The 26789-nt window shown below is 67.4% G+C and carries 22 protein-coding genes and 2 pseudogenes; 14 read left to right on the forward strand and 10 right to left on the reverse strand.

Features of this window, described 5'->3' with window-relative positions; translation table 11 throughout:
* Positions 1-392: 392 nt before the first annotated feature.
* Positions 393-1343 (forward strand): acetoacetate decarboxylase (ADC), encoded by a 951-nt coding sequence (locus ACXI0U_RS11760; protein ID WP_431484719.1) that lies wholly within the window; start codon positions 393-395, stop codon positions 1341-1343.
* A gap of 42 nt (positions 1344-1385) precedes the next feature.
* Here ACXI0U_RS11760 and ACXI0U_RS11765 read toward each other — a convergent pair whose 3' ends face one another.
* The 4 genes from ACXI0U_RS11765 to ACXI0U_RS11780 all read right to left on the reverse strand — a co-directional run bounded on the left by ACXI0U_RS11765 (position 1386) and on the right by ACXI0U_RS11780 (position 4422).
* A complete protein-coding gene (locus ACXI0U_RS11765) occupies positions 1386-2273 on the reverse strand; it encodes a S1C family serine protease (RefSeq protein ID WP_431484720.1) in 888 nt (295 codons plus the stop codon).
* Positions 2274-2474: 201 nt separating this feature from the next.
* Complete coding sequence (locus tag ACXI0U_RS11770) at positions 2475-3191, reverse strand: SDR family NAD(P)-dependent oxidoreductase (protein ID WP_431484721.1); 717 nt, start codon at positions 3189-3191, stop codon at positions 2475-2477.
* A gap of 29 nt (positions 3192-3220) precedes the next feature.
* Positions 3221-3706 carry a DUF2165 family protein gene (locus ACXI0U_RS11775; RefSeq protein ID WP_350448421.1) on the reverse strand — a complete coding sequence of 162 codons (486 nt, stop codon included), beginning with the start codon at positions 3704-3706 and terminating at the stop codon, positions 3221-3223.
* 161 nt (positions 3707-3867) lie between these two features.
* A complete protein-coding gene (locus tag ACXI0U_RS11780) occupies positions 3868-4422 on the reverse strand; it encodes a TetR/AcrR family transcriptional regulator (RefSeq protein ID WP_431484722.1) in 555 nt (184 codons plus the stop codon).
* A 248-nt stretch (positions 4423-4670) separates the two neighbouring features.
* On the opposite strand from ACXI0U_RS11780, the gene ACXI0U_RS11785 reads away from it, so the two are divergent.
* The 6 genes and pseudogenes from ACXI0U_RS11785 to ACXI0U_RS11810 all read left to right on the forward strand — a co-directional run bounded on the left by ACXI0U_RS11785 (position 4671) and on the right by ACXI0U_RS11810 (position 13884).
* Positions 4671-5741, forward strand: a complete 1071-nt coding sequence (locus ACXI0U_RS11785; protein ID WP_431484723.1) for an MASE2 domain-containing protein — start codon at positions 4671-4673, stop codon at positions 5739-5741.
* A gap of 130 nt (positions 5742-5871) precedes the next feature.
* Positions 5872-6636 (forward strand): annotated as a pseudogene (locus tag ACXI0U_RS11790) (MCP four helix bundle domain-containing protein); the annotation flags it as partial.
* Positions 6628-7491 carry a methyl-accepting chemotaxis protein gene (locus tag ACXI0U_RS11795; protein WP_371877165.1) on the forward strand — a complete coding sequence of 288 codons (864 nt, stop codon included), beginning with the start codon at positions 6628-6630 and terminating at the stop codon, positions 7489-7491. The pseudogene ACXI0U_RS11790 and the gene ACXI0U_RS11795, both read left to right, overlap by 9 nt.
* Before the next feature lie 198 nt (positions 7492-7689).
* Positions 7690-9504, forward strand: coding sequence for an allophanate hydrolase (gene atzF / locus ACXI0U_RS11800; RefSeq protein WP_374980631.1), 1815 nt, complete (start codon positions 7690-7692; stop codon positions 9502-9504).
* Positions 9505-9522: 18 nt separating this feature from the next.
* Positions 9523-13146 (forward strand): urea carboxylase, encoded by a 3624-nt coding sequence (gene uca / locus ACXI0U_RS11805; protein WP_374980630.1) that lies wholly within the window; start codon positions 9523-9525, stop codon positions 13144-13146.
* Positions 13147-13155: 9 nt separating this feature from the next.
* Positions 13156-13884 (forward strand): GntR family transcriptional regulator, encoded by a 729-nt coding sequence (locus ACXI0U_RS11810; RefSeq protein WP_479550292.1) that lies wholly within the window; start codon positions 13156-13158, stop codon positions 13882-13884.
* Between the two features lie 123 nt (positions 13885-14007).
* Here ACXI0U_RS11810 and ACXI0U_RS11815 read toward each other — a convergent pair whose 3' ends face one another.
* From ACXI0U_RS11815 to ACXI0U_RS11835, 5 genes are all read right to left on the reverse strand, one after another.
* The gene (locus ACXI0U_RS11815; protein WP_431484727.1) at positions 14008-14205 is read right to left on the reverse strand and encodes a hypothetical protein; all 198 of its coding nucleotides are present in this window, start codon (positions 14203-14205) and stop codon (positions 14008-14010) included.
* Between the two features lie 12 nt (positions 14206-14217).
* Complete coding sequence (locus tag ACXI0U_RS11820; RefSeq protein WP_431484728.1) at positions 14218-16278, reverse strand: pyridoxamine 5'-phosphate oxidase family protein; 2061 nt, start codon at positions 16276-16278, stop codon at positions 14218-14220.
* 55 nt (positions 16279-16333) lie between these two features.
* Positions 16334-16963: a glutathione S-transferase family protein gene (locus ACXI0U_RS11825; protein WP_021220081.1), complete on the reverse strand. Its 630-nt coding sequence runs from the start codon at positions 16961-16963 to the stop codon at positions 16334-16336.
* Between the two features lie 901 nt (positions 16964-17864).
* A complete protein-coding gene (locus ACXI0U_RS11830; RefSeq protein WP_431484729.1) occupies positions 17865-18755 on the reverse strand; it encodes a LysR family transcriptional regulator in 891 nt (296 codons plus the stop codon).
* Positions 18752-19663 carry a LysR family transcriptional regulator gene (locus ACXI0U_RS11835; protein ID WP_431484730.1) on the reverse strand — a complete coding sequence of 304 codons (912 nt, stop codon included), beginning with the start codon at positions 19661-19663 and terminating at the stop codon, positions 18752-18754. Before ACXI0U_RS11835 ends, ACXI0U_RS11830 begins: the two co-directional genes overlap by 4 nt.
* An 825-nt stretch (positions 19664-20488) precedes the next feature.
* On the opposite strand from ACXI0U_RS11835, the gene ACXI0U_RS11840 reads away from it, so the two are divergent.
* From ACXI0U_RS11840 to ACXI0U_RS11860, 5 genes and pseudogenes are all read left to right on the forward strand, one after another.
* Positions 20489-20980, forward strand: coding sequence for a GNAT family N-acetyltransferase (locus tag ACXI0U_RS11840; RefSeq protein WP_374980625.1), 492 nt, complete (start codon positions 20489-20491; stop codon positions 20978-20980).
* A gap of 8 nt (positions 20981-20988) precedes the next feature.
* A pseudogene (locus tag ACXI0U_RS11845) lies at positions 20989-21428 on the forward strand (NUDIX hydrolase).
* Between the two features lie 29 nt (positions 21429-21457).
* Positions 21458-22357 carry an aromatic amino acid DMT transporter YddG gene (gene yddG, locus ACXI0U_RS11850; RefSeq protein ID WP_479550293.1) on the forward strand — a complete coding sequence of 300 codons (900 nt, stop codon included), beginning with the start codon at positions 21458-21460 and terminating at the stop codon, positions 22355-22357.
* A gap of 64 nt (positions 22358-22421) precedes the next feature.
* Entirely contained in the window at positions 22422-22775 is a 354-nt protein-coding gene (locus ACXI0U_RS11855; RefSeq protein ID WP_435635508.1) for a VOC family protein, read from the forward strand.
* Positions 22772-23290 (forward strand): N-acetyltransferase family protein, encoded by a 519-nt coding sequence (locus ACXI0U_RS11860; RefSeq protein ID WP_479550294.1) that lies wholly within the window; start codon positions 22772-22774, stop codon positions 23288-23290. Before ACXI0U_RS11855 ends, ACXI0U_RS11860 begins: the two co-directional genes overlap by 4 nt.
* A 7-nt stretch (positions 23291-23297) precedes the next feature.
* Here ACXI0U_RS11860 and ACXI0U_RS11865 read toward each other — a convergent pair whose 3' ends face one another.
* Complete coding sequence (locus tag ACXI0U_RS11865; RefSeq protein ID WP_350448413.1) at positions 23298-23966, reverse strand: DUF3313 domain-containing protein; 669 nt, start codon at positions 23964-23966, stop codon at positions 23298-23300.
* A gap of 271 nt (positions 23967-24237) precedes the next feature.
* Here ACXI0U_RS11865 and ACXI0U_RS11870 point away from each other — a divergent pair, with 271 nt between their 5' ends.
* Complete coding sequence (locus ACXI0U_RS11870) at positions 24238-25818, forward strand: RimK family protein (protein WP_350448412.1); 1581 nt, start codon at positions 24238-24240, stop codon at positions 25816-25818.
* Between the two features lie 13 nt (positions 25819-25831).
* The gene (locus ACXI0U_RS11875) at positions 25832-26779 is read left to right on the forward strand and encodes a magnesium transporter CorA family protein (RefSeq protein ID WP_479550295.1); all 948 of its coding nucleotides are present in this window, start codon (positions 25832-25834) and stop codon (positions 26777-26779) included.
* Positions 26780-26789 lie beyond the last annotated feature (10 nt).

Genomic DNA, 26789 nt, shown 5'->3' on the forward strand with positions numbered 1-26789 from the left:
CTACAGGCGGCTAGTCGTAGATGCCCACCCCGCGTGTTGGTCCGTGATTGGCCGGCGGCAAGGCTTCGCAAATAGGTCCGCTCGCGGCGATGCACTGGGCACGAACACGTCCTGCCGGGCCCGTCCTGGGCAACCCGATACGCCTCCCGGTTATTACCAGGGATTCAGCCAATCGATACCGCGACGGGAACGCCAAACGGCCTGAAAACGACGCTTGACCTTAAAGTTGAGTTGAACGTTAGGGTTTCCGCACCCCATCTCCCGGGCTTATTTCCGGGGGCAGATACGCCGGGGTTCCAGGGGCATGGACCCCATCACGACGCGGAGAACAGACAGACATGAGATCCACCAGGGTTGCAGCAGCGGCAGGTATTTTCCTCAGCACCATCGCGATGACCTCATGGGCAAGCGAGGTGCCGGCCACGCATCCGGTCGGGACCGCCAGCACCGTGATCGCCGGCCACACGGTGCCGCTGCTGGCGGGCGGCCTGTATGACCGCTTCCACTCCAACCCGCCGCTTTCCGTCATCGCCTCCGAGGCGCCGGATGTGGACCTGAGCTGGTTCAAGACCCTGCAGAAAACCAGGGTCGACATCGGCTTCGAGTCCTACTCGCCGAACTTCTATTACAAGAACAGCAAGGTGACGGCGGTGTTCACCGCCGACCTGGCCACGCTCAAGTCGCTGATGCCTGCCAAGGTGCTGGAGCAGGTGCAGCCGCTGCAGGTGTGGCCCGGCCGCGGCCTGGTGGCGCTGACCGCCTACACCTATGAATACTGCGACAACGACAGCTACAACGAGGTCTCGCTGTCCATCGTCACCAACCGGCCCGGCAACGCCAACCTGGGCCCGGTCTCCCTGGTCGGCCAGTCGATGTCGAAGGACTTCTGGGGCTACGTGCTCAAGCTGCCGGTGGACACCGAGCTCGCCAGGGTGCGCGGCGTGGTGGGCTACAACCTGCCCAAGTGGCTGACCGGTATCCACCTCAAGGACAACGACAAGACGGTGGTCTACGAGATCATCGACAGCCAGACGGGCAAGGTCGACGTCACCCTGGAAACGGACAAGCTGGGCGACCTCTCCAGCGAGGCCGAACTGGTCACCAACAGCTTCACCAACACCGGGCACGACGGCGAACTGGCCTACGGCTACGCGGTTTCCCGCCAGTTGAGCCACGCCTCCAGCAGCGACGAGAGCACAGTGAAGCTGGTGCTCGGCGACGGCAGCCTGTCGACCTACATCAAGGCCCTGGACCTGGGCACGATGATGAAATACGAGTACGTGCCGAGCTTCCAGAGCGCGCTCTACGCCCCCGCCCCGCTGCAGTCGATGCTGAACGACTGATCCACAGCAACGGCACGCGAGCCAGAGGCCAGGCCTGTCTCGCTACTGCGGCGCACCGATCACGACCGGGACTTCCTGGAAGGCGTTCACGCGCCAGAACTTCACCTGAATGGTCGAGCCGATGGGCTGCTTGAGGACGATGACGAAGAACTCCGAAGCGTCTGCGACGGGCGTGCCGTTGACCGCCACCAGGGTGTCACCACGGAGCAGCCCGGCCGCTGCCGATGGGCTGCCGGGCAGGGTTCCCTCAACCCAGACCCCGGTGCTTGGAAGCCTCAGGCGTGGCGCCTTGACGGGGTCGATGGTGGATATCCTCGCCCCGATGCGGCCCCCCACCCAGGAAGCCGGTGCGCAACGCTTTTCCGCCAGGGTCTGGTTTACGACAGTTTGTGCCTTCTGCACCCATTGCCTGATTTCGTGGTCTTCGCTGGCGAACCCCGGCGAGGTTTCGATCAACCGCGCATGCAGGTAATCGCAGGAGCGGTTGCGGTAGCGCTCCGGCGTTTCCATGGCGATGTACTCTGCAATCGACGTGCTCAACGCCCCGCTGCTGGCGGGCGTTACGGCAGGAGCAGGCGCCGGAGAGACGGGAGTGGACGGGGCCGCAGCGACCGCCGCAGGTGCGGCGGCAGTCTTGCCTGCATCCGGCTTCGCCTGGGCAGTGCTTTCTGCCAGGGGCGCTGGCACTGTGCAGCCTTTTTCGGCGATCACCTGCTCACGCGTTTCGATGAACATCTGCCCGTTTTCAGCGTCCTTCTGATGCAGCGCCTTGACCTCAGGCCATAGATTCGTGAGCTGCGTGCAGGATTGGGTGCGAAAGTCGGCGATCACCGACTCGCGGACGGAGCGCTCGAACTCGGCCTGGTATTCGGCCTCGCTGGGGCCGGCCGCATCGGCGGCACTCATCGCCAAGGTTATCGGGTCCAGCATGCAACCACTCAGTGTTCCAGCGACGACGAAAAGTAACGGCAGTGCCTGTCTCATGAGGTGACCAGTCCCTGTTTTATTTGCAGGCATACTGCCACCATTGAATAGGCAATGGCTAACGCACGTCACACGGATGGCTACAGCGTCTCAGCGACAGCCGGAAGCGTCAGGGAAGGCGGCCCCTCCGCTCCCGGTTACATCCGTTCAGAAGCGCTCATCCCTGATCGCTGGCAGCGTCAGCTCGCGCACGAACGAAGCGGCGGAGAGCCGCAGCAGCGCATCCACCATCGTCACCACGTCATGCACCGGCACCAACTGCCCCTCCCCGCGCGCGGCGGCTGCCGCCAGCGGCGTGGACAGCGGGTCGTCGGTATTCAGGTAGCCCGGGTGCAGCACGGTCACCGCCAGGCGCTGATCACGGAAGCCTTCGCGCAACGCATCGGCCATGCCATTGAGGGCGAACTTGGAGGCGCCGAACGCCACTTCCGGGCGCCCGCTCTGGCGCAGGGCCGAGGTGGAGCCAATCAGGATCAGCTGCGGCCTGGCGGACGCCAGCAACCGGGGCACCAGCCGCTTGAGCAGCAACAGCGTGGCGGTGATGTTCACCTCCACCAGCCGGCTGATGGACTCATCGCTGTCGCCGAGGAAGTCGTAGTGCTCGCTGAAGGCGTGCTCTTCCCAGATGCCGACATTGCACACCAGCACATCGAGCGCGGCGGGCGCCCCGGCCTCGATCTGCGCCACGGCCACTACGGGGCGGGCCAGGTCCGCCTCGATCCAGCCGAGCTCGACACCCGGAGCCAGCGGCAGGTGCTCCGGCCGCCTGCGCGAGACACCTATCACCTCGTCACCCGGCTTGCCGAGCCCTTCCACCAGCGCCCGGCCCAGCCCCCTGCTCGCCCCTACGATCATCATCTTCATGCCATTGCTCCTTGTCCGTTCCTTGCCCGCTAGGCCCAACGCAGGTTGAGCACGACGAAATCCAGCAACACCCAGATGACCAGCACCAGGTGGGTCAGCTGCAGCCCTTCCTGGCGTATCCAGTAACCGAACCAGAGCCCGCCCAGCAGCATGGCGAACAGAAAGCCCAGGGCAGCGCTCAGGGCCAGGTTCAGCCAGGGCCGGGCGGGCTCCAGCCCGGTGCCGAGCAGCAGTTGGTAGCAACCGGCCCAGGCCGCGAGCACGGCAGCCGCCTGCAACACCACGATGACCAGCAGCGCCAGGCGATGCATGAAGGGGGAATCCAAGCCACGCCGCAGCAGCGGGATGTCGATCACCGGCGGCTGTCGCAGGGGCGCCATGGACATGGTCGCGCCGATGGCCCCGACCGAACTGGCGAAGGCGTGCAGGTTGTTGATCAGCGCAACGCTCAGCCACAGGCTGAAGCCGAGAAAGCAGGTGCCCTGGAAAATCATCAGTGAGGTCTGGGTATCCATTCCTGGTCCTTGTGCGTGGGTTCGGAAGCGCCTGAAGCGAACCCGGGCGGGCAGCGACAGGCGAGCCGAGCGGCACTCTAAAACCTCAACCTAGCTTGAGGTCAACAAGCGCAGCACAAGAGCAATGGCCAGCCCCTGGGAGGGGGCAAGGGGGCGGTCACCTAGGGCGCGGAGGCGTCGGCGGGCAGCAACCGGGCGATGTCCTCGCTGAAGGTTTTCCACTCCGCTTCCGAGATTTCCATGATGCCGAAGGAGCGCAGGAAGAAGGCCCCGGTGGCCGCGAGAAAGGCCAGCCGCACACGCTTGCCGCGCTCGCTTTCGAACGCTCCGCCCAGCAGCAGGGAGCGGTACCAGTCGTTGGCCTGGGCGCGCAGACTGTCCTGGCTGAACATCGCCATAAGGATCGCCGCCGCCCGCTTGCTCAGCTCTTCGTCCGGGATGGCGATGATGTGGATCTGCGCGGTCAGCAACTCCAGCACCCCCGCATCCGGTGCCAGCCGGGCCATCACCGACGCCTCGTAGTCGGCCTTCCAACGGTTGACCATGGCCTCGACCAGGCCGTCCTTGGTACCGAAGCAGGACTGCACGCCGCCCTTGCTTATGCCGGCGGCCTTGGCCACCTCACCAATGCTCAATGCAGAAATGCCTTGGTCCATCACCACCGATATGGCGGCATCCAGCACCAGGTTCCTGTCGATCACAGGGCGTTTACTCATCAGGCTTTCTCGAATTAGAATACGATCGTATTTTTATTTTCCACCCCCTCACCGGGGCTCACAGTGAGGTCCATCCCGCTTATGGCACGTGCCTCGCCCGTTACAGGACCAGGCTCCGACGCGCGCACGAATGCACCTCTGCCCATCGACCGGAACCGCTGGCGAATTCCCTCGGGAACCCCACACCCGCGCACCCCGGTTTATTCAAGGCATACAGCGGTAATTTTACCGCCAATCCGCGAGGGCTCATGGCTTTTGATCGTACTAGGAGCACGGGTATCGGCTTTGCCAACCGCGTCTACAAACCACGAGCCCTGGGCTGCGCGCTCAGCTTTATTTTCGTCGCCACCACCACCTACCCCGGGCCCTCGCCGCTCTGGGTGCTGATGCTGCTCAATGCCTTCATCTGGCCCTGCCTGGCGTACCAGCTGGCAGTGCGAGCCCGCGTGCCCTACCGCACCGAGCTGCGCAATCTTCTGCTCGATTGCGTCTTCGCCGGCGGCTGGGTCGCTGCGATGCAGTTCAGCGTGCTGCCATCCTTGCTGCTCCTGTCGATGGTCGCCATGAACAGCGTCAGCGCCAAGGGCATCCGTTTCATGCTCTACGGCCTGGCCGCCAACCTGCTGGGGATGGCCCTGGCCGGGGCCGCCCTCGGCTTCGAAGTGGCGCTGGAAACCCCGCCGGCCGTGGTCTGGGCCTGCCTGCCGATGCTGGTGATCTACCCCTTCGTGGTCGGCTGGACGAGCTACAGCCTGACGCAGCGGCTGGTCAGGCAGCAGAAGGCGCTGTCCATCGTCAGCGGCTTCGACGAGCGCATGCTCACCTCCCACAACCGCTGGATGTACCAGTTGGCGCGGGTCTTCCTGCGCTGCCGCTGCGGTTCCGGCCAGGCCACCGTGGCGCATATCCGCATCGATGAATTCCCCTTGCTGCGCGAGCGCCACGGTGCGCTGGTGGCGGACGCACTGAGCGTTCGGCTCGGGCACCTGATCAAGGCCGGGATACGCAGCACCGACCTCTTGTGCATGAAGCGCCGGGGGGAATTCCTGGTGCTTCTGTTGCAGGCCAGGCGGCTCGGCGCGCAATCCCTCACCGACCGCATCGAAGACGGTTTCGCCCACTGTTTCGCCGGCGGCACCGGGCTGCCGGAGGCGCGCATCCGTGTTGGCCTCGCCGAGTTCAGCAACAGCCTGGCCAGCGAGAACGAATGGCTGCGCCTGGCGGAACAGCGCTCGGGCCAGCCCCGGCCCCAGGCACTGCGCCCCTTGGAAGAAGCCCCGCGAGCCACCCCGGCCGCCGGCCCCCTGCCCGTTCCCTAGCTGCGCCCCACTGCCACACGCAGCGACACCTGATCGCTGATCACCGATTCCGGCCACCCGCTGGCGCTCGCCTGCACCCGGCTTTCAGCCTTTTCAGCCACCACCAACTGTCGTTTGAAGGAGTATTCAGTTGAGAAACCTTGCCATCGGAAAACGCGCGGGACTTATCTTTTCACTGCTGGCCCTGCTGGTCCTGGCCATGGGCGGCAGCAACCTGTACCAAACCAACAGGATGGACAACGCGTCGATCGAGGTCCGTGGCACCTGGTTGCCCGGGATCATCGCACTGAGCGAAATAGGCACCGCCATCGGTAATGGGCGAGCACTGACGCTGCGCGGCATCATCGTCGACGAGCGGGCCGAGCAGCTCCGCGCCGTGTCCACCATCCGAGGCATCCAGGCCGCACTGCCTGGGCAGTTCGCCGCCTATGAAAGCACCATCGCCCAGGCGCAGGATCGCGAACTCTTCAAGCGCTTCATCCACACCTACGAAACCTACCGAGGGCTGCAGGAGCAGATACTCGACGCCATCGATGACGACCACCTCGACGAGGCCGACCGCCTGGTCAATGGCCCCCTGGTGGATTACGCCAACGCGATGATGAGTGCGCTGGGCGAGCTGATCCGCTTCAACTCCACCGGGGCATCCGAAGCGGCCAAGCGCAGCGACGAAGCATCGGACGACGCCTTCTTCTTCGCCCTGGTCGCCCTGGTAGTGATCCTCGGCGTCACCGTCACCGTCGCCCTGGTGCTGACCCGCAGCATCGTCACTCCGCTGGGCGAGGCGGTGGTCTTCGCCGAACGCGTGGCCAGCGGCGACCTGACCCGCGACATCACGGTCATCGGCAAGGACGAGCCGGCCATGCTGCTGGCCGCCCTGCGCACCATGCAGGGCAACCTGCGGGCCACCATCCAGCAGATCGGCAGCTCGTCCGACCAGTTGGCCTCCGCCTCCGAAGAACTGCACGCAGTGACCGAAGACGCCAACCGTGGCCTGCACCAGCAGAACGCCGAGATCGAGCAGGCCGCCACCGCCGTCAACCAGATGACCGCCGCCGTGGAAGAAGTGGCGCGCAACGCCGTGAGCACGGCCGCCGCCTCGAAGGAAAGCGACGAAGCCGGCCGCCAGGGCTTCATCCAGGTCAACGACGCCATCACCTCGATCCGCACCCTGGCCGGCCAGGTCACCCAGGCCTCCGTCCGCGCCTCGGAACTGGCCAGCCAGACCCGCGACATCAGCACGGTGCTCGACGTGATCCGTGGCATCGCCGCGCAAACCAACCTCCTGGCGCTCAATGCCGCCATCGAGGCCGCGCGTGCCGGTGAGGCCGGCCGTGGCTTCGCCGTGGTCGCCGACGAGGTGCGCTCCCTGGCGCAGCGCACGCAAAGCTCCACCGAGGAGATCGAAGAAATGATCGACAACATCCAGACCGGCACCCAGGGCACCGTGGACGCCCTCCTCGCCGGTGCCGGGCAGGCCGAGCAGACGCTCAAGTCGGCCGCCAACGCCGGCATGGCACTGGAGCGCATCACCGCCTCGATCACCCACATCAACGAGCGCAACCTGATCATCGCCAGCGCCTCGGAACAGCAGGCCCAGGTGGCCCGCGAGGTGGACCGCAACCTCACCAACATCCGCGACCTGTCCCTGCAGACCGCCGCCGGCGCCAACCAGACCAGTGCCTCCAGCCAGGAACTGTCGCGCCTGGCCATCGAGCTCAGCGGCATGGTCACCCGCTTCCGCGTCTGATGCCGGCCCGCGCCTGCCGCCATCACGGCAGGCGCGCCCTGCGCACCACATCCATGCACGCTTGCACCAATCGTTAGCATCCAGGCTGCATCCAGCGCTTACCCGAATCCACCCGCGCCAGGCCCTACAAGGGCTCCAGGACCTTGGCCCGGCGGTTGCAATCCTGCACTCCAACTTGGATACAAGATGGAGCACCTCATGCAATCCGCAACTCCGCACAGCCTCGGCTGGACCCTCGGCCAATGGCAGGCCGCCTACCGCGACGCCACCCTCAGCCCCGCCATCCTCTTCGAGCTGCTGCAGCAATTGCAGGACGAAGACCCGGCCTGGATCGTCCTCGCCAGCCCTGAGCAGTTGAGCGAGCGCCTCGCCGCCCTCGCCGAACAGCTGGCCGCCGTCGGTGGTGACCTCGCCCGCCTGCCGCTCTATGGCGTGCCCTTCGCCATCAAGGACAACATCGACGCCGCCGGCTGGCCCACCAGCGCCGCCTGCCCCGCGTTCGCCTACCCGGCCAGCGAGGACGCCACCGTGGTCGCGCGCCTGCAGGCCGCCGGCGCGGTATTGATCGGCAAGACCAACCTCGACCAGTTCGCCACCGGCCTGGTGGGCACGCGCTCGCCCTTCGGCGCGGTGCCCAACAGCTTCGACGCCGCCTACGTCAGCGGCGGCTCCAGCTCCGGCTCCGCCTCGGTGGTGGCGCGCGGCCTGGTGCCCTTCTCACTCGGCACCGACACCGCCGGTTCCGGCCGCGTGCCGGCGGGCTTCAACAACATCGTCGGGCTCAAGCCCAGCCGGGGCTGGCTGTCCAACAAGGGCCTGGTTCCCGCCTGCCGCACCCTGGATTGCATCTCGGTGTTCGCCCTGACGGTGGAGGACGCCGAGCGCGTCGTCGACATCGCCGGGGGCTACGACGCCGCCGACGCCTACTCCCGCACCAACCCCGGCAGCGCCCCGGTGGCCATCGGCGCCAGGCCGCGCCTGGCGATCCCCGATACCCTCGAATTCCACGGCGACAGCCGCAACCAGGCGGTCTTCCAGCAAGCCCTGGAGCGCCTGCGCGGGCTCGGCGCCGAGCTGGTGCCCATCGACTTCACGCCCTTCCGCCAACTGGCCGAACAGCTCTACCAGGGTTCCTGGGTGGCCGAGCGCACCGTGGCCATGGCCGGCATGCTGGAAAACGCCGCCGAGGCGGTCGACCCCGTGGTGCGCGGCATCGTCGAGAAGGGCTTCGGCTACAGCGCCTGCGACGCCTACCGCGCCGAGTACCTGCGGGCCGAGCTGAGCCGGGCCATCAACCTCGCCCTGACCGGCTTCGACGCCCTGGTGGTGCCCACCTCCCCCACCCTACGTACCCTGGAGGAAATGGCCGCCGAGCCCGTGCTGTTCAACAGCCAGTTCGGCACCTACACCAACTTCACCAACCTCGCCGACCTCAGCGCCCTGGCGCTGCCCGCCGGCCTGCGCGACGACGGCCTGCCTGCCGGCATCACCCTGCTCGCCCCGGCCTGGCACGACCACGCCCTGGCCTCCCTGGGCAAGCGCTGGCAAGCCTCACTCGGCCTGCCCCTGGGCGCCACTGGCCGCCCCTTGCCGCCCGCCGCAGCGCCCGTGCAGGCACCCGGCAGCGTGCGGGTCGCCGTGGTCGGCGCGCACCTCACCGGCATGCCGCTGAACTTCCAGCTGGTCAGCCGCAATGCGGTGCTGGTGGAGCAGACCCTCACCGCCCCCACCTACCGCCTCTACGCGCTGCCCGGCTCGGTGCCGCCCAAGCCGGGGCTGGCCAGGGCCGCCGAGGGCGCATCGATCATCGTCGAGCTGTGGGACATCCCCCTCGCCCGCTTCGGCGAGTTCGTGGCGGAGATTCCGCCGCCCCTGGGCATCGGCAACCTGCAATTGGAGGACGGTCGCTGGGTCAAGGGCTTCATCTGCGAGCCCTGGGCCCTGCACAGCGCCGAAGACATCACCGCCTTCGGTGGCTGGCGCGCCTTCATCGCCAGCCGCAAACCCGCTTAAACGCTTAAGGAGAGAGCCATGTTCGATACCGTCCTGATCGCCAACCGCGGCGAAATCGCCGTACGCGCCATCCGCACCCTCAAGCGCCTCGGCGTCAGAAGTGTGGCCGTCTACTCAGACGCCGACCGCAACGCGCAGCACGTGCACGATGCCGATATCGCCATCGCCCTCGGCGGCGACAAGCCCGCCGACAGCTACCTGCGGATCGAGAAGATCCTCGCCGCAGCACGGGAAAGCGGCGCCCAGGCGATCTACCCCGGGTACGGTTTTCTCTCCGAAAGCGCGGAGTTCGCCGACGCCTGCGAAGCGGCCGGTATCGCCTTCGTCGGTCCCACCGGCCAGCAGATCAGGGAGTTCGGGCTCAAGCACCGGGCACGCGAGCTGGCCGCCGACGCCCAGGTGCCGATGGCACCGGGCACCGGCCTGCTGCAAAGCCTGGAGGATGCACTCGCCGCCGCCGATCAGATCGGCTATCCGGTGATGCTCAAGACCACCGCCGGCGGTGGCGGTATCGGCCTCACCCGCTGCGCGGACGCCGATGCCCTGCGCAATGCCTATGAAAGCGTAAAGCGCATGGGTGAGCAGTTCTTCAGTGATGCGGGCGTCTTTCTCGAGCGCTTCGTCGACCAGGCCCGCCATGTCGAAGTGCAGATCTTCGGTGACGGCTACGGGCGCGTCGCCGCCCTCGGCGAACGTGACTGCTCGCTGCAACGGCGCAACCAGAAGGTGGTGGAAGAAACGCCCGCCCCGAACCTGCCACAAGCGACCCGGGACCGGCTGCACGCGGCGGCCATCCAGCTCGGGGAGTCGGTCAACTATCGCAGCGCCGGCACCGTCGAGTTCATCTACGACGCCGCCCGTGACGACTTCTATTTCCTGGAGGTGAACACCCGCCTGCAGGTGGAGCACCCGGTCACCGAGATGGTCACCGGCCTCGACCTGATCGAGTGCATGTTGAGGGTCGCCGCTGGCGACGGCCTCGACTGGCCGGCCTTGCTGCGCGCGCCCACCGGCGCGGCCATCGAAGTACGGATCTACGCCGAAGACCCGCTGAAGAACTTCCAGCCCAGCCCGGGCCTGCTGACCGACGTGCACTTCCCCGAAGGTGTGCGGGTCGATGGCTGGGTCACCAGCGGCAGCGAGGTATCGCCCTTCTACGACCCGATGATCGCCAAGCTGATCGTCCATGCCGAGGATCGCCAGCAGGCCATCGCCAGCATGCAGCAAGCCCTGGCGGCCACTCGCCTGCACGGCATCGCCACCAACCTCGACTACCTGCGCCAGGTGGTGGCGGAGCCGCGTTTCCACGACGGCACGGTATGGACGCGGCTGCTCGACACCTTCGACTACCGGCCTCAGGTCATCGAGGTACTGGAGCCGGGAACCTACTCAAGCGTGCAGGACTACCCGGGCCGGCTCGGCTACTGGGATATCGGCGTGCCGCCATCCGGCCCCATGGATGATTTCGCCTTCCGCCTCGCCAACCGCATCGTCGGCAACCACGAGAGCGCCGCCGGGCTGGAGTTCACCCTGCAGGGGCCGACCCTGCGCTTCCACAGCGACTGCCTGATCGCCCTCACCGGGGCCGACTGCCCTGCGGAACTGGATGGCGAAACCATGCCGTACTGGGCGCCGATCAGCGTCAAGGCCGGCCAGGTGCTGAAGCTCGGCCGGGCACGGTCCGGTTGCCGCAGCTACCTGGCAGTACGCAATGGCCTGGATGTACCGGTCTACCTGGGCAGCCGTTCCACCTTCGCCCTCGGACAGTTCGGCGGCCACGCGGGGCGCACCCTGCGCCCCGCCGACATGCTCGCCATTTCCCAGCCGGCATTGGCCGCCTGCACCACACCGGCCCCGGTGAGCAGCCCCCAGGCGCTGGACGACAGCCTGATCCCGCACTACGGCCAGACCTGGAACATCGGAGTGCTGTACGGCCCCCACGGCGCACCGGACTTTTTCACCCAGGAGGCCATCGACGAATTCTTCGCCGCCGAATGGGAGGTGCACTACAACTCCAACCGGCTCGGCGTTCGCCTGTCCGGCCCCAAACCGAGCTGGGCACGCGCGGATGGTGGCGAGGCGGGCCTGCACCCCTCCAACGTCCATGACTGCGAATACGCCATCGGTGCCATCAACTTCACCGGCGATTTCCCGGTGATCCTGGCCAAGGATGGCCCGAGCCTGGGCGGCTTCGTCTGTCCGGTCACCATCGCCAAGGCCGAGCTGTGGAAGGTCGGCCAGGTCAAGCCAGGAGACAGGCTGCGCTTCCACCCCATCAGCTTCCAGCAGGCGCAAAGCCTGGAGCAGGCCCAACTCGGCAGCATCGCGTCGCTGGCCGCCATTTCAGCCGTCACCCTGCCCGCGCCCAGCCTGCTTCCGGCCGACACGGTCTCCGCTGCGGTCCTGACGGAGCTGCCCGCGAGTGCCAACCGGCCCCACGTCACCTATCGCCAAGCCGGTGATGCCTACCTGTTGCTGGAGTACGGCGACAACGTGCTCGACCTCGCCCTGCGGCTGCGCGTCCACCTGCTGATGGAAGCACTCAAGGCCGCCGCCCTGCCCGGCCTGGAAGAGCTGGCCCCGGGCGTGCGTTCGCTGCAACTGCGCTACAACAGCCGGGTTCTGCACCAGGCGGCCTTGCTCGAGCACCTGCTGAAGCTGGAAGCCACCCTGCCGGATGTGGATCGGGTCAGGATTCCGACCCGGATCATTCACCTGCCCATGGCGTTCGAAGACAGCGCCACCCTGGGAGCGGTCCAGCGTTACAGCGAGACGGTTCGCAGCGAAGCGCCCTGGCTGCCGAACAACGTCGACTTCATCCAGCGCGCCAACGGCCTGGCCACCCGCGAGGCGGTGCGCGACATCCTCTTCGATGCCAGCTACCTGATCCTGGGGCTGGGGGATGTCTACCTCGACGCACCCTGTGCCGTTCCACTGGACCCGCGCCACCGGCTGCTCAGCTCGAAGTACAACCCGGCGCGGACGTTCACGGCCGAAGGCACCGTGGGCATCGGCGGCATGTACATGTGCATCTACGGCATGGACTCCCCCGGCGGCTACCAACTGGTGGGGCGGACCTTGCCGATCTGGAACCGCTTCTCGAAGAACGCCCAGTTCAAGGACGGCCAGCCCTGGCTGCTGCACTTCTTCGACCAGGTCAGGTTCTACCCGGTCAGCGAAGCGGAGTTGGAGCACTTCCGCGAAGCCTTCCGCGAAGGGCGCGCCGAGATACGCATCGAACAGGGCGTATTCGACTTCGCCGAGTACCAGCACTTCCTGCAGGACAATGCAGCCGACATCGCCGCCTTCCAGGCGCACCAGAAGGCTGCGTTCGATGCGGAGGTGGCGCGCTGGCAAGAAGACGACGAGCAGGTGCTGGCACCAGTGCAGCACCTGCAGGAAGCCGACGAAGGCGGCAGCGCTCACGTGGTCAGCGCCGATATGTGCGGCAGCGTCTGGAAGGTCCTGGTGCAGCCGGGCCAGGCGGTGGAGGCAGGCACGCCGCTGATCGTCGTCGAGGCGATGAAAATGGAGCTGGCCGTTACCGCGCCCGTCAGCGGGACCGTACGCGCCGTGCGTTGCCAGCCAGGTAAGGCCGTGTTGCCTGGGGACACCCTGATGCTGCTCGACCCCGTGGCCTGAGGAGGCGCCATGCAACTCGCCACCACCGCCACCCGGGCCGCCAAGGAGCGGCCCGACAACCTGGTCGAGCGCATCTACCAGGTGTTGAAGGACGACATCTTCGAGTTCCGCCTGCTGCCCGGTGATCGCTTCAGCGAAGGCGATGTCGCCGCGCGCACGGCGGTCAGCCGCACCCCGGTGCGGCAGGCCCTGCACCGGCTGGAACGCGAGGGCTACCTGGAGGTGCACTTCCGCAGCGGCTGGCAGGTCCGGCCCTTCGACTTCGAGCGCTTCGAGGAGCTCTACGACCTGCGCATCGTGCTGGAGCTGGCGGCGGTCAGGCGCCTGTGCGAGATGGGCACCGAGCTGCCGCAGCGCCTGGACGCGCTGACCCGCACCTGGCAGGTGGACGCGCACCAGCGGCTAACGGATGGGCGCGCGGTATCGGAGCTGGACGAGGCCTTCCACTGCGCCCTGGTAGCGGCTGCCGGCAACCGCGAAATGGCCCTCACGCACCGCGAGATCAGCGAGAAGATCCGCATCATCCGGCGCCTGGATTTCACCCAGCAGCCACGCATCGCCGCCACCTACGACGAGCACGGGCGCATCCTCGAGGCCATCCTGCAACGGCACGCCGAGCCGGCCTGCCAACTGCTGCGCGAGCACATCGAAGTGAGCAAGGCGGAGGTGCGCAAGATCACCCTGCACAGGCTCCACTGCGCCCGGCAGCGGACTGGCGACAGGGACGGGGTGGATTGAGCTCACTTGTAGGGTGTGCTGCGCGCACCTGGAATTCACCGGAAGCACCGTGCGGAGGTGCACACGGCACACCCTACGGCATGCGCACATCCTGCCGAGCCCTCAGCGGGCCCATGACCAGGCTCAGATGAAAGGCGCAGAGCAACCTGGCTGGGCCGGCGCCACGCACTCCATGGGGAACAGCAGCTGCGGCAGCAGGTAACCGGCCTCCGACTCCGCCCAGCGCTGCACACCTGAGGCGTCGCGGGTGGGTAGGTCCGGGACGTCGTTCCACTGCAGGAGCGCGACGGGGCGGGCATTGGCTTGCGGTTTGTCGAACATGTCATCACCTCGTCAGAGATCGAGCACAAGGGGCTGCGGGCCATCCTCGCCCTCGGCCGGTACGGCGCAGCAGATCAGCACCATGTCCGCCTCCGGCAACTCCGCCGGCGGGTTGGGGTAATGCACCTGGCCACTGACCCGGCGCGTCTTGCAGGTACCGCAGGAACCGCCCCGGCAACTGAACTCGGGGGTCAGGCCACGGCTCTCGGCCAGCTCCAGCAGGCTGCCGCTCTCGGGCGTCCAGCGCGCTTCCTTGGCCGAGGCAGTGAAGTACACCGGCACCGCCGTGGTCGCTGCCGGCGGCTGGGACGGCACCGCGGCCTGGGCCTCGCTGTGCCGCTGCAGAGCCGAGGGGCCAAAGGCTTCGGCATGGATGCGGCCGTCGGCGACATTCAGCCCGCGCAAACCGTCGTAGAGGGCCTGGATGAACCCACCCGGGCCACACAGGTAGAAGTCGTAGTCATCGAAGGACAGGGCGGCCTGGATCTGCGCCAGGCCCAGCCGGCCGCTCAGCTCGAAATCGCGCCCCGGCTGTGCTTCGGCCTCGGGGGCACTCAGGGCGCGGGTCAGCTTCAGCAAGCCATTGCCGCGCTGCACCAGGGCCTGCAACTCGGCCTGGAACGGCAGGTCGTGCAGCGTCCGGGCGCCCTGGAACAGGTGGATGCGTCGACCCTGCGCCTGCCGCTCGTTGAGCGCCACCAGCTCACGGGCCATGGAAACCATCGGGGTGATGCCCACCCCCGCACCGATCAGCACCACCGGGCGCTGGCTGTCGGTCTTCAGGGTGAAGCTGCCCAGGGGCGGGCGCGCCTCCAGCACATCACCGACCTGCACCTGTTCGTGCAGGTGCCGCGAGCCCTTGCCCTGCGCCTTGACGCTGATGCGCAGGTAACCGTCGCTCGGCGCGCTGGAGACGCTGTAGGTGCGCACCAGGGCCTCACCATCAGCGGTGAGCAGGCGCAGGGGAATGTGCTGGCCGGGGGTGAAATTCACCTCGCCCTCGTCTTCCGGGGCCAGGACCAGGGAGCGGATATCGGCGCTCTCCTGCTGCTGGCTGAGCACCCGCCACTGCTGCCACTGGCGACGCCGCTCGCCTTCACGCAGGCGCTCTTCCGCTTCGGCCCAGGTGCCGGTCATCAGGCTGGTGGGGGCGTATTCGTCGAAGGCCCAACGCAGCGACATCGCGCCCGGGCGGAACACCACCTGCTCGATATCCAGGGTCCAGATGCGTTCGGCCCCTTCGAAGGCGGCGATCAGCGGGCTGTCGAGAATCACCTCGGCACGGCCCTGCACCTGCAGCACATTGCCCTGCTCGAAATCGACGAACAGCAGGCCGGCGCGCGGGTTGCTGATCAGGTTGCCCAAGGTATTGAAGTGCAGGTTGCCGGCATAGTCCGGGATGGTCAGGCGGTTGCCTTCCACCCGCACGAAACCGGGGCGCCCGCCACGGTGGGAAACGTCCACGGCGCGACCGCCTTCCTCGTGGTCGACATAGCTGGCGACGAAGAAGGTGTCGGCAGCGAGGATCATCGCGCGGGCGCGCTCGTCCAGCTCGCTGGCGTCCTGGCGGACCGTGCCACGGGGCTCGGGGGAACTGCTCCATTCACGCAGCTGGATGTACTGCGGGCAGTTGCCGAAGGAATGCTCGACCTGCACCTCCAGTTGCTGCGCCGAAGCCTGGCCGATCGAACCATTGAGGCGGTTGCGCCGCCGCGTGTGCAGTTCGATGCCGAGCAGGCCGAGGGCGGCGCCGGCACCGAGGCCGGGGGTGGCCGGGTCCAGTGGGTCCAGCGGGCGCGCGGCCAGGTCGAGCACCAGGCGTTTGGGGTCGGGCGAGGTGACGAAGCCTTCCGGGCCTTCGACCAGGGTGGCCCAGGGGCGGCCTTCGCCATCCACCGCACCGGCGATCAGGAAGGGCAACTGATGGAAAAAGGCGCGGTGCTGGTCGGGCATGTAGTCGCGGATGACCTTCTGCCCGTGGGCTTCCATCCGCTCGGCCACGCCGACCGTTTCCTGCAGCTGCTTTTCACCGGCATGCCAGGGCGAGGGGCGCTGGCTGGGAATCGGTTCCATGGTTTGCCCTCCTTGTGAAAAGGGCTGCCGGGCGGGCCGGCAGCCTCGGGTCGGCTCAGGCGGCCTGCAGGCCGGCGGCGGTGCGTTGCATGGGCACGAAGCCCGGCAGCGCTTCGATGCGGGCCAACCAGGCACGCACATTCGGGTAGGCCTCCAGCGACACGTTGCCCTCCGGCGCATGGGCGATGTAACTGTAGTTGGCCACGTCGGCGATGGAGGGCTCGGTGCCGGTCAGGAACGCCGTCGAGCCCAGCTCGCCTTCCATCACCGTGAGCAGCACGTGGGCACGGTTGATCACTTCATCGGCGTTGAACGCCGCACCGAACACGGTGATCAGGCGCGCTGCGGCCGGGCCATAGGCCACCTGGCCGGCGGCCACCGACAACCAGCGCTGCACCTGGGCGGCGCCGACGGCGTCTTCGGCCAGCCAGCGGCCTTCGCCGTAGCGCTTGGCCAGGTAGACGAGGATGGCGTTGGAGTCGTTGACCAGGGTGCCGGCGTCATCGATCACCGGCACCTGGCCGAAGGGGTTGATGGCCAGGAAGTCGGCCTGCTTGTGGGCGCCGTTGGCCAGGTCGACGAAGACCAGCTCGGTGGGCAGCTGCAGCAGCGAGAGCATCAGCTCCACACGATGGGCGTGGCCGGACAGCGGGTGGCGGTACAGCTTGATGGCGGGACGGGACATGGCGGTGACTCCTTATGGGTTCGGGTGGTTCACCGTGAACCGCCCGGCTGGGCGTTCACGACGATGGAGCCATGTTGAGCCCACGCACCGCTGAGCAGAATCACCATCAAAGGCAATCCACTCTTTCATTTTCTGAAATAACGGGATGAGGCGGTCATACCCGTGCAGCGGCCTTCTGTAGGGGCGAATTCATTGGCTTTGTCTGCGTTAAGTGTTGCTAGAGGATTTGAGCTCAGCTGATTGCCGAGTTCTGGTGATGCTTCTGGTTTCGCCCACCCGGGCGAGTCCCTTTTAACAATCGCCTTAAAAGGAACCAAAAGGGCTTGCCCCTGCATACGGGTCTGGCTTCGCCAGACTTCCCTCGCTCTATCATCGTTCCAGGGGCACGCCGCGAAGGGCCATCCCTGGCCCATCGCGGCTCTCGCGACATCCATGTCGCTCACCCCCTTACACGACGATTCGCTCGGCCTCCTGAAAGGGGCGTTTGGCGGCTGCTCCAACGTTCTTCGCTCGAATCCCCACATTGATGTGCGCATCACCTGCGGGTGTACGCCGCGGCTGGCGGCTTTCGTAGGATGGTGTAGAGCGAAGCGAAACCCATGCGGCGGAGGTGGTACGAACCCTTTGGCGACCGAAAATGGCCGTGCTTGAGCGTCTGCATTAAAACCACAACAGCTAACGCAGACAGAGCCAATTCATTCGCCCAGCAGCACCATCGTGGGAGATTCATTCGCGATGGAATACCCGCCCATGCGCAGCCCTGTGCCGGCTGGGGGCCTTTCGCGGCTGAAGCCGCTCCCACAGAGGGGTACCAGCGGGACTATGCATCGCTGTGTTGGGCCTCGCTGCGCTCGGCGCCAACCTACGGCACCGTGCCCTTGTAGGTCGGGTGCAACCCGGCTCAGCCCTCGAACGCAGGGTGCGCGCGCAGCCGTGGCACGGCGAAGTCGAGGAAGCTGCGCACCCGGGCGGCGGCGCGGCGTCCTTCGCGGTAGAAGAGTTGCACCGGTACGGGCTCGGCGGCGAAGGGCTCCAGCAGCCTGTGCAGCTGGCCATCCTGCAGCTCCTGGTGCACCTCGTAACTCAGGCAGTGGACCAGGCCGAAGCCGGCAACGGCGGCGCGGATGGCCGCCTGGGGGGTGCTGCAGATCAAGCGGGGCACGACCTTCACCGCGCCGCCGGCGAAGCGCCAATCCCCCGCATGGCCGGTGGACGAGGTCGCGATGGTGCGGTGCCCCTGCAACGCCTCGGGGCTTTGCGGGCGCCCTCGGCGCGCCAGGTAGGCCGGGGCCGCGCACACCACCGGTCGCACCCGCCCCACCGGCACCGCGAAGCCGGAGGAATCCGGCAACTGGCCGACCACCAGGGCCACGTCCACGCCCTCCTCCAGCAACCTGGGCAGGGCCTCGCACGCCTGGATGTTCAGCGAGAGCTCGGGGAAGGCATTGAGGTAATCGAGCGCGATAGGGGTGAACACCTGGTGCGCCATGAGCAGCGGCATGGCCAGGGTCAGTTGCCCCACGGGTTGCGCGTGCAACCCGGCCACGGAACGCTCCGCCTCGCCGAGCTGTTCGAGGATGCGCCGGCAGCTTTCGGCGAAGCGCTCGCCGGCCGGGCTCGGGCTCACGCCGCGGGGGCTGCGTACCAGCAGGGCCGAGCCAATGCGCGCCTCCAGCGCGGCGACGGTGCGCATCACCGTAGCCTGGGACAGTTCCAGCGCCCGCGCCGCCGCCGCCAGGCTGCCCGCCTGGGCCACGGCCAGGAACACCTGCATCTCGCGGTGTTTACTCATCGCCCGGCCGCGCGCAGGGCGCTGTCGGCCCGCAGGCGCGTCACGCAATGGTCGATGAAGGTGCGCACCTTGGCCGACTCCCGGCGCCCGCCCTGCTGGATGATGTGCACCGGCAGCGCCGCGGTCTCGAAGGCATCCAGCACGGTTTCCAGCTCACCCCGAGCCACGGCGCCCGCCACCTGGTAGGACAGCACCCGGGTGTAGCCCCAGCCCAGGCGCGCGGCGTTGATCGCCGCCTGGTTGGAGCTGACCAGCAGGCGCGGCGTGGGCGTGAAGCCGAAGGGGCCATCGGGCCCCTCGAACTGCCAGTGGCGCAACAGCCCGCTGGCGGACGACATGACGATGGGCGCGTCCTGCAGCTCTTCCGGCCGGCGCGGCCGCCCCACCTTGTCGAGGTAGCCGGGTGCCGCGCACACCACCGGGCGTATCTGCCCCACCTGCAGCGCCCCGTGCTCGCCCTCGCGCAGGTGGCCGATGCGCACCGCCACATCCACGCCCTCCTCCACCATGTTCACCACGCGGTCCACCAGCAGCGCGTTGATCTCCACTTCCGGGTAGGCGTCGAGGTACTCGGCGATCAGCGGGATGAGGTACAGCTCGCCGAACATCACCGGCGCCGTCACCGTCAGCCGCCCGCGCGGGCGCACATGGCTGCCGGCGGCCAGCTCCTCGGCCTCTTCCAGTTCCAGCAGGATGCGCCGGCAATCCTCCACATAGCGCCGCCCGGCCTCGGTCAGGCGCAGGCTGCGTGTGCTGCGGGCCAGCAGCAAGGTGCCCAGGCGCGCCTCCAGCGCCGCGATGGCGCGGGTCACGCCGGGTGGCGACATGCCCATCAGCTTGGCGCCACCGGCGAAGCTCTCCGCCTCGGTCACCGCCAGCAGCACCTTCATTTCCTGGAACCTGTCCACCCTCACCGCCCGGCATCACGCCCCATTTTCGAGAGGGCCACAGCTTAGCGCCCGGCCCCCGTCGAAGACGACAGACAGTGCAACCCGCACCACGGCGCCGACCGGTGTGTAGGGTGGATGGCGCTCTTCTCATCCACCAAAGGATCTTGCAGCCCACACCGCCGCCCACCTCGTGGGCGAATTCATTGGCTCTGTCTGCGTTAGCTGTTGTGGTTTTAAAGCAAGCGCTCAAGCACGGCCATTTCCGGGCGCCCAAGAGTTCGTACCACCTCCACCGCATGGGTTTCGCTTCGCTCTACACCATCCTACGAAAGCCTGTGCGCACCACGTGGTGATGCGCTGGACGAAGAAAGTTGGAGCAGCCGCCAACGCCCCTCCAGGAGGCTGAACGCAATCGTTGCGCCGGGGGACGAGCGGCATGGATGCCGCGAGAGGCGCGCCAGGCCATGGATGGCCCATCGCGCCGGCCCCCGATAGCGACGATGGAGTGAGGGCACCCGACGCAGTCGGGCCGGATGATGGGGCAAGCCCTTTTGGTTTCTTTTGGGGCGACTGCCAAAAGAGACTCGCCCGGGAGGGCGAAACCAGAAACATCACCAAAGCTCGGCAATCAGCTGGGCTCAAATCCTCTAGCAGCACTTAACGCAGACAGCCAATTCATTCGCGACGGAATATCCGGCCACGTGCAGCCTTGTGCCGGCTGCGGGTCTTTCGCGGCTGAAGCCGCTCCCACCGGGGGCGCTCGCAGCGAGGCCGAACCCCGCAACTGTCCAGGCTCCGGCGCCTGCTTTACCATGCCGCGCCGCACTTGCATCGAGGTCTTCCATGAGCACGCCCAGTTTCCGCACCGCCACCCTGTCCGATACCGACCGCTGCTACCAGATCGAGATTTCCGCCTATGAAGGCGACGAGGCTGCGACCCGCGAGAAGATCGAGACGCGCATCGCCCAGTACCCGGAAGGCTTCCTGATCCTGGAGCAGGACGGCGAGGTGGTGGGCTTCATCAACAGCGGCTGCGCCCACGAGGTGGTGATGTCCGACGAGGCCTTCAAGGAGCTGGTCGGCCATGACGCCGCCGCGCCAAACGTGGTGATCATGTCGGTGGTGGTCGACCCGGCGCACCAGGGCAAGGGCTTCTCCACGCTGCTGATGCGCACCTTCGTGCAGCGCATGCGCGAGATGGGCAAGGCGACCATCCACCTGATGTGCAAGGAGCGCCACGTCGAGCTGTACCGGCGCATGGGCTACGCCTATGTGCGGCCCTCCCCGTCCGACCATGGCGGCATGGCCTGGCACGAGATGGTCATGACCCTGTGATCGCCGCCATCAAGGTCGACAAGGCCTGCCCCGTGGTGCTGCGCCAGCGCGACAGGCTGGAGGTACTCGCCTTCCTCCACCCCCTGGCGGGCAGCTGGTCAAGGGCAGCGTCGAGCCCGGGGAAAGCAGCGCGGCGGCGGCCGTTCGCGAGCTGGCCGAAGAGGCCGGCATCCAGGGTGAGGCGATCCTCGACCTGGGCACCTGGCAAGCCACCCCCACCGGGCACACCTGGGCCTTCCACCTCTGCCGGGCGGCCGCAGACCTGGCGGATGCCTGGAGCCACCACACGGCCGACGACGGCGGCCATGAGTTCCGCTTCTTCTGGCACCCGCTGGACGAACTCCCCACCGAGGAATGGCACCCGATCTTCCGCGACGCCCTGGCTGTCATCCGACAGAGGCTGGCGGAGACGGCCGCCAACCGCCCCCTCGGCCAACCGAGCCTGTAGAATCACCGCCTTTTTCCTGTGGGTGAACGATGCGGATCAGCAGTGGGCGAAGCGCGACGGCGTGTGGACTGGCGGCCATCCTCCTGTGGAGCACCGCCTCCGGGCTGATCCGCAGCGTGAGCGGCTTCTTCGGTCCCATCGGCGGCGCGGCGCTGATCTACAGCCTCGGCGCCATCCTGCTCATCGCCCTGCTGGGCCGGCCGCGCCTGCGCTCCAGCTCGCGCTTCTACCTGGTCATCGGCACGACGCTGTTCGTCACCTACGAGATCTGCCTGTCCCTGGCCCAGGGCTACGCCCTCGACAGCAACCAGGCCATCCAGCTCGGCGTGGTCAACTACCTGTGGCCGAGCCTCACGGTGCTGCTGGCCATCGTCATGAACCGTCAGCCGGCGCGCTGGCTGATCCTGCCCGGCACCGCCATCGCGCTGTTCGGCATCCTCTGGGTGGTGAGCACCGATGGGCTGTCGCTACCGAGCCTTATCGCCAACGTGCAATCCAACCCGCTGAGCTACAGCCTGGCGGCGGCCTGCGCCATCACCTTCGCGCTCTACTGCAACGTCACCCGGCGCTATGCCCGGGGCGAGAACCACGTGGCGTTCTTCTTCATCCTCACGGCGGCCGTGCTCTGGCTGAAGTTCGCCTTCGCCGGCCAGGCACTGCCTGAGTTCACCCTGCGTGGCGGCGCCGAACTATTCGCCGCCGGCATCGCCATGGCCGGCGGCTACGCGTTGTGGAACATCGGCATCCTGCGCGGCAACCTCACCCTGCTGGCCACCGCCTCCTACTTCGCCCCGGTGCTCTCCTCGGCCTTCGCCGCGGCCTGGCTCGGCGCCAGCCTGACGCTGCAGTTCTGGCAGGGTGCGGTGCTGGTTACCGCCGGCTCGCTGATCTGCTGGCACGCCACCCGGGAGCGCAAAGGCGAACCCTGATCGCCCTTCCGATAGCGGGCGGAGGGCTCTAAGATGGCCCTCCACACACGTCAAGGAAGCCGCCATGGGCACCCGAGGGAACGACCGCCAGATCGACAACATCGAGTTCAACGTCACCGACATCGCCCGCAGCAAGGCCTTCTACGGCGCGGCCTTCGGCTGGACCTTCACCGACTACGGCCCCACCTACAGCGAGTTCACCGACGGCCGCCTCACTGGCGGCTTCACCACGGGTGAGCCGGTGCGCCCGGGTGGCCCGCTGGTGATCCTCTACGCCGACGACCTGGCACAGACCCAGAGCCGCCTGCAGGCCGCCGGTGCCACCATCAGCCGTGAAACCTTCGCCTTCCCCGGCGGGCGTCGCTTCCACTTCATCGACCCGGACGGCTACGAGCTGGCGGTGTGGACCGCCGAATGACGGCGCTGCGCATACGCCCGATAGAGGCCGGCGAATGGCCGGCCTACCGCGACCTGCGCCTGCAGGCCCTGCGCGACTCGCCGGAGGCCTTCGGCAGCACCTTCGCGGCGGAACACACGCGGTCGGACGACGCCTGGGCCAGCCGGATCGCCAACGCGATTGCCTCCGGCAATGACAGGGTGCTGTTCGCGCTCGATGAGGGTGCCGCCTGCGGGCTGCTCTGGTGCCGCCGTTCGGCCAGCGAGCCCGCCGTGGCCGACCTCTACCAGATGTGGGTCGACCCGGCGCGCCGTGGCCTAGGTGCCGGCCGCGCACTGCTGGCCGATGCCCTGGCCTGGGCGCAAAGCCTGGGCGTGCGCCGCGTGCGTCTCGGCGTCACCCTGGCCGAGAGCCCGGCCATGGGCCTGTACCGCGCCCAGGGCTTCCGCCCCGTCGGCGAGCCGGAGCCGCTGCGCGAAGGCTCCGCGCTGCTGGCCCAAACCATGGAGCTGGAGCTACCCGTTCAGGCGGCCTGAGGGCGCGCTACTTCGCCTTGAGCTTCTGGTAGCTCTGGTTCATGTCCTTGGCCCAGCCGTCGATAACGCCCGTGACATCCGCCGGCTGCATCACCTGGGCGCTGTTCTCCAGCGGCGTACCGGTCCCTTTGCGCACCACCTGGGCGATCACCTTGTTGCTGCCGCCATCGAGGAACTGCGCCTCGGTGGCCAGTTCGGTCTCCTGGTCGCGGATGCCACTGGCGGTACTCACCGCCGCTGCCACCAGGGCCACCGGAATGACCTCATAGGGTTTGAGCCCTTCGGTCTTGCTGCTGACACCGGTGATGGCCGCGCGCACGACGATGACGCCCGGCCCCGGCTTGCTGGCCAGCGACAGGCTGTTGCTGATTTCGCGCTTGAGCGCCATGTCGTAGTAGCGGGTGATGCCGTCCAGGGTGCTCTGGGGGATTTTCTCGGTGGCCTGGGGGCGTGGGTAGAACTGGGTGGGCTCGACGTAGACGGCGGTGTAGCGGCCGATGTCCACGGCGGGGTCGATCCAGCGCATCACCTCCGCGCCGGAGGGCGTGGTGGCTTGCTGCAGGCTGTCGTAGTTGGAAAGGAAGCCGGAGTACTGGTCCGGCTGGGTCAGCGTGCTCGAACAGCCCACCAGCGCGGTGGACAGCGCGAGGGCGGCAGATACCAATGCGTGTTTCATCGATGACTCCTGGTCAAGGCGCTAGCGAGGAACCCCGGATGCATCGCCCCTTCCCGGATAGGCTCCCAAGCGAAGCGGCAGACGCTGGATTGACGCTAGCAGACTCCCGCCAGCTGCCAAGCCGGCCCACCACCAAGCCCCTAGAACGCCCGCCGCGCAGCGTTTGCATAAGGATCGCCACAGCCCCCGTAAAGCCTGCGTAACGACGCGAGACAGGGCCCCGGCTTGCTGCTTAATTGAGGCGCACCACCTCTCAAGCGGGCCCGTGAAGATGTCTTCGGTTCAAGCCAGTCTCAGCAGCATTCCCCCCGACCCACTCCAGGCCGTCGGCCTCGCTCAGGACCTCCTGCAGCGCCGCGACGGCGGCCAGGTATTGATCATCGTCGAGCGCCGGGAGGACTGGTCCTCCTACATCCCCAGCGAGGAGATGCTCACCGCGCGGGAGTACCTCGAGCAGTCGCGCGGCGGTGAGCTGGACAAGAAGGTCCAGGTCATCAACCTGTGCCGTCACTACAAGTACCTGGGCCACGGCTACTACTGCTCGCTGCTGGCCGAGGCGCGCGGGCACAAGGTCATCCCCTCGGTGCGCACCATCAGCGAGCTGGCGCGCAAGTCGCTCTACGGCCTGGCCCTGGACGACCTGGAGAAGTCCCTGGAAGAGGCCCTCGCCCAGCACCCCTGGGCCAACACCGAAGGCTTCACCCTCAGCCTGTACTTCGGCCGCACCGACTTCGAGCCGCTGCAGGACATCGCCCGCCAGCTGTTCGAGGCCTTCCCCTGCCCCATCCTCCTGGTGGACGTACGCAAGGGCGACACCTGGCGCATCGCCGGCCTGCGCCCGGGTTCGCTGCACAAGCTGCGCGAGGCCCAGGAAGACCAGTTCGCCAGCGCCCTCGACGGCTTCAACCGCAAGGTCTGGCGCCTGCCGCGCTCGCGCCGGGTCGCGCGCTACGACCTGGCCATCCTGCACAACCCGGACGAGCCGCTGCCGCCCTCCAATGCCCGCGCCCTGGAGAACTTCGTGCGGGTCGGCAAGCGCCTGGGCATAGAAGTGGACCTGATCGAGAAGAAGGACTATTCGCGCCTGGCCGAGTACGACGCGCTGCTGATCCGCGAGACCACCAGCGTCGACGACCACACCTACCGCTTCGCCAAGAAGGCCGAGAGCGAGGGGCTGATCGTGATGGACGACCCGGCGTCGATCCTGCGCTGCACCAACAAGGTGTTCCTCACCGACCTGCTGCGCAGCCACGGCCTGAGCATGCCGGCCACCGAAATCCTCTACCGCGACAACCCCCAGGAGCTGGACAAGGTCGGCGAGCGCCTGGGCTTCCCCCTGGTGCTGAAGATCCCCGACGGCTGCTTCTCGCGCGGGGTGATCAAGGTGGAGAACCTGCAGCAGCTGCGCGAGGCCAGCGCCGGGCTGTTCGAGCACTCGGTGCTGCTCCTCGCCCAGGAATTTCTCTTCACCGAATACGACTGGCGCATCGGCATCCTCAACCGCCGGCCGATCTTCGCCTGCCAGTACTTCATGTCCAAGGGCCACTGGCAGATCGTCAACCACAAGGCCCAGGGCACCGAGGTGATCGGCGAATGCCGCACCCTGCCGGTGGAACAGGCGCCGAAGGCGGTGGTGGAGCTGGCTCTGAAGACCGCCAACCTGATCGGCGACGGGCTCTATGGCGTCGACCTCAAGGAAGTGGACGGCAGCGTCAAGGTCATCGAGGTGAACGACAACCCCAACCTCGACGCCGGCATCGAGGACGCCCACCTGCGCGATGAGCTCTATAGCCTGGTGCTGGAAGACTTCATCCGCCGCCTCGAACTCAAGCGCCGTGGCGGCGCCCACTGAAGGAGCACGGCCCATGCGCCAGAGCTACAGGCTGACCGACGGCACCCTGCGCCCCTGCACCGACGACGCGGCGCCGCTGCAGCTGTGCATCGCCCCCGAGGCCGAGGAGCTGGAGTGGCTGCGCAGCCGCTTCGGCCTCGACGCCCATGCCCTGGCCTCGGCCCTGGACCCGGACGAGGTGGCCCGCGTGGAGTTCCGCGCCGGCTCGCTGTTCCTCATCTGGAAGCGCCCGGAGAACTACTCCGGCGGCGAGCGTTTCGCCTTCGAGGTGTCCTCCTTCGGCATGCTGCTGGACGAGCGCCAACTGGTACTCATTTCCAACGCCGACTCGCTGCTCGGCGGCCTCGCCGGGCGCCATGACCTGCGCCAGCCGCTGGATGTGCTGCTGGCCATCCTGCTGGGCAACATCCACCACTACGAGGGCCACCTCAAGGTGATCAAGCTGGTCGCCCGCGAGCTGCAGCAGCGCTTCAACCAGAGCCAGCACAACCGCCACCTGCTGCAGATGCTCGGCCTCAGCGAAAGCCTGGTGTATTACCTCAACGCCATCCACGGCAACGGCGCGGTGCTGGCACGCCTGCGCAGCCAGGGCGAGCGCCTGGGCTTCCCCCCGGTAAGCCTGGAGCTGCTCGACGACCTGATCATCGAGAACGACCAGTGCATCAAGCAGGCGGAAATCTATTCCACGGTGCTGGCCGGCCTCATGGAGGCGCGCGGCAGCCTGCTGAACACCACCATGAACGAGATGCTGCGCAAGCTCACCCTGATCAACGTGGTGTTCCTGCCGCTGAACCTGATCGCCGGCATCGGCGGCATGTCCGAGTTCAGCATGATGACCGCCGCCATCCCCTGGTGGCTCTCCTACCCGCTGTTCGTCCTCGCCCTCGCCGTGCTGGCGGGCCTGATGCTGCTGGCCCTGCGCCGGCTGGTGGCCGCCCGCGCATCGCCCCCGGCCAGCTGACGCAACGCCC

The organism is Pseudomonas sp. C9D1 (genome assembly GCF_056491235.1).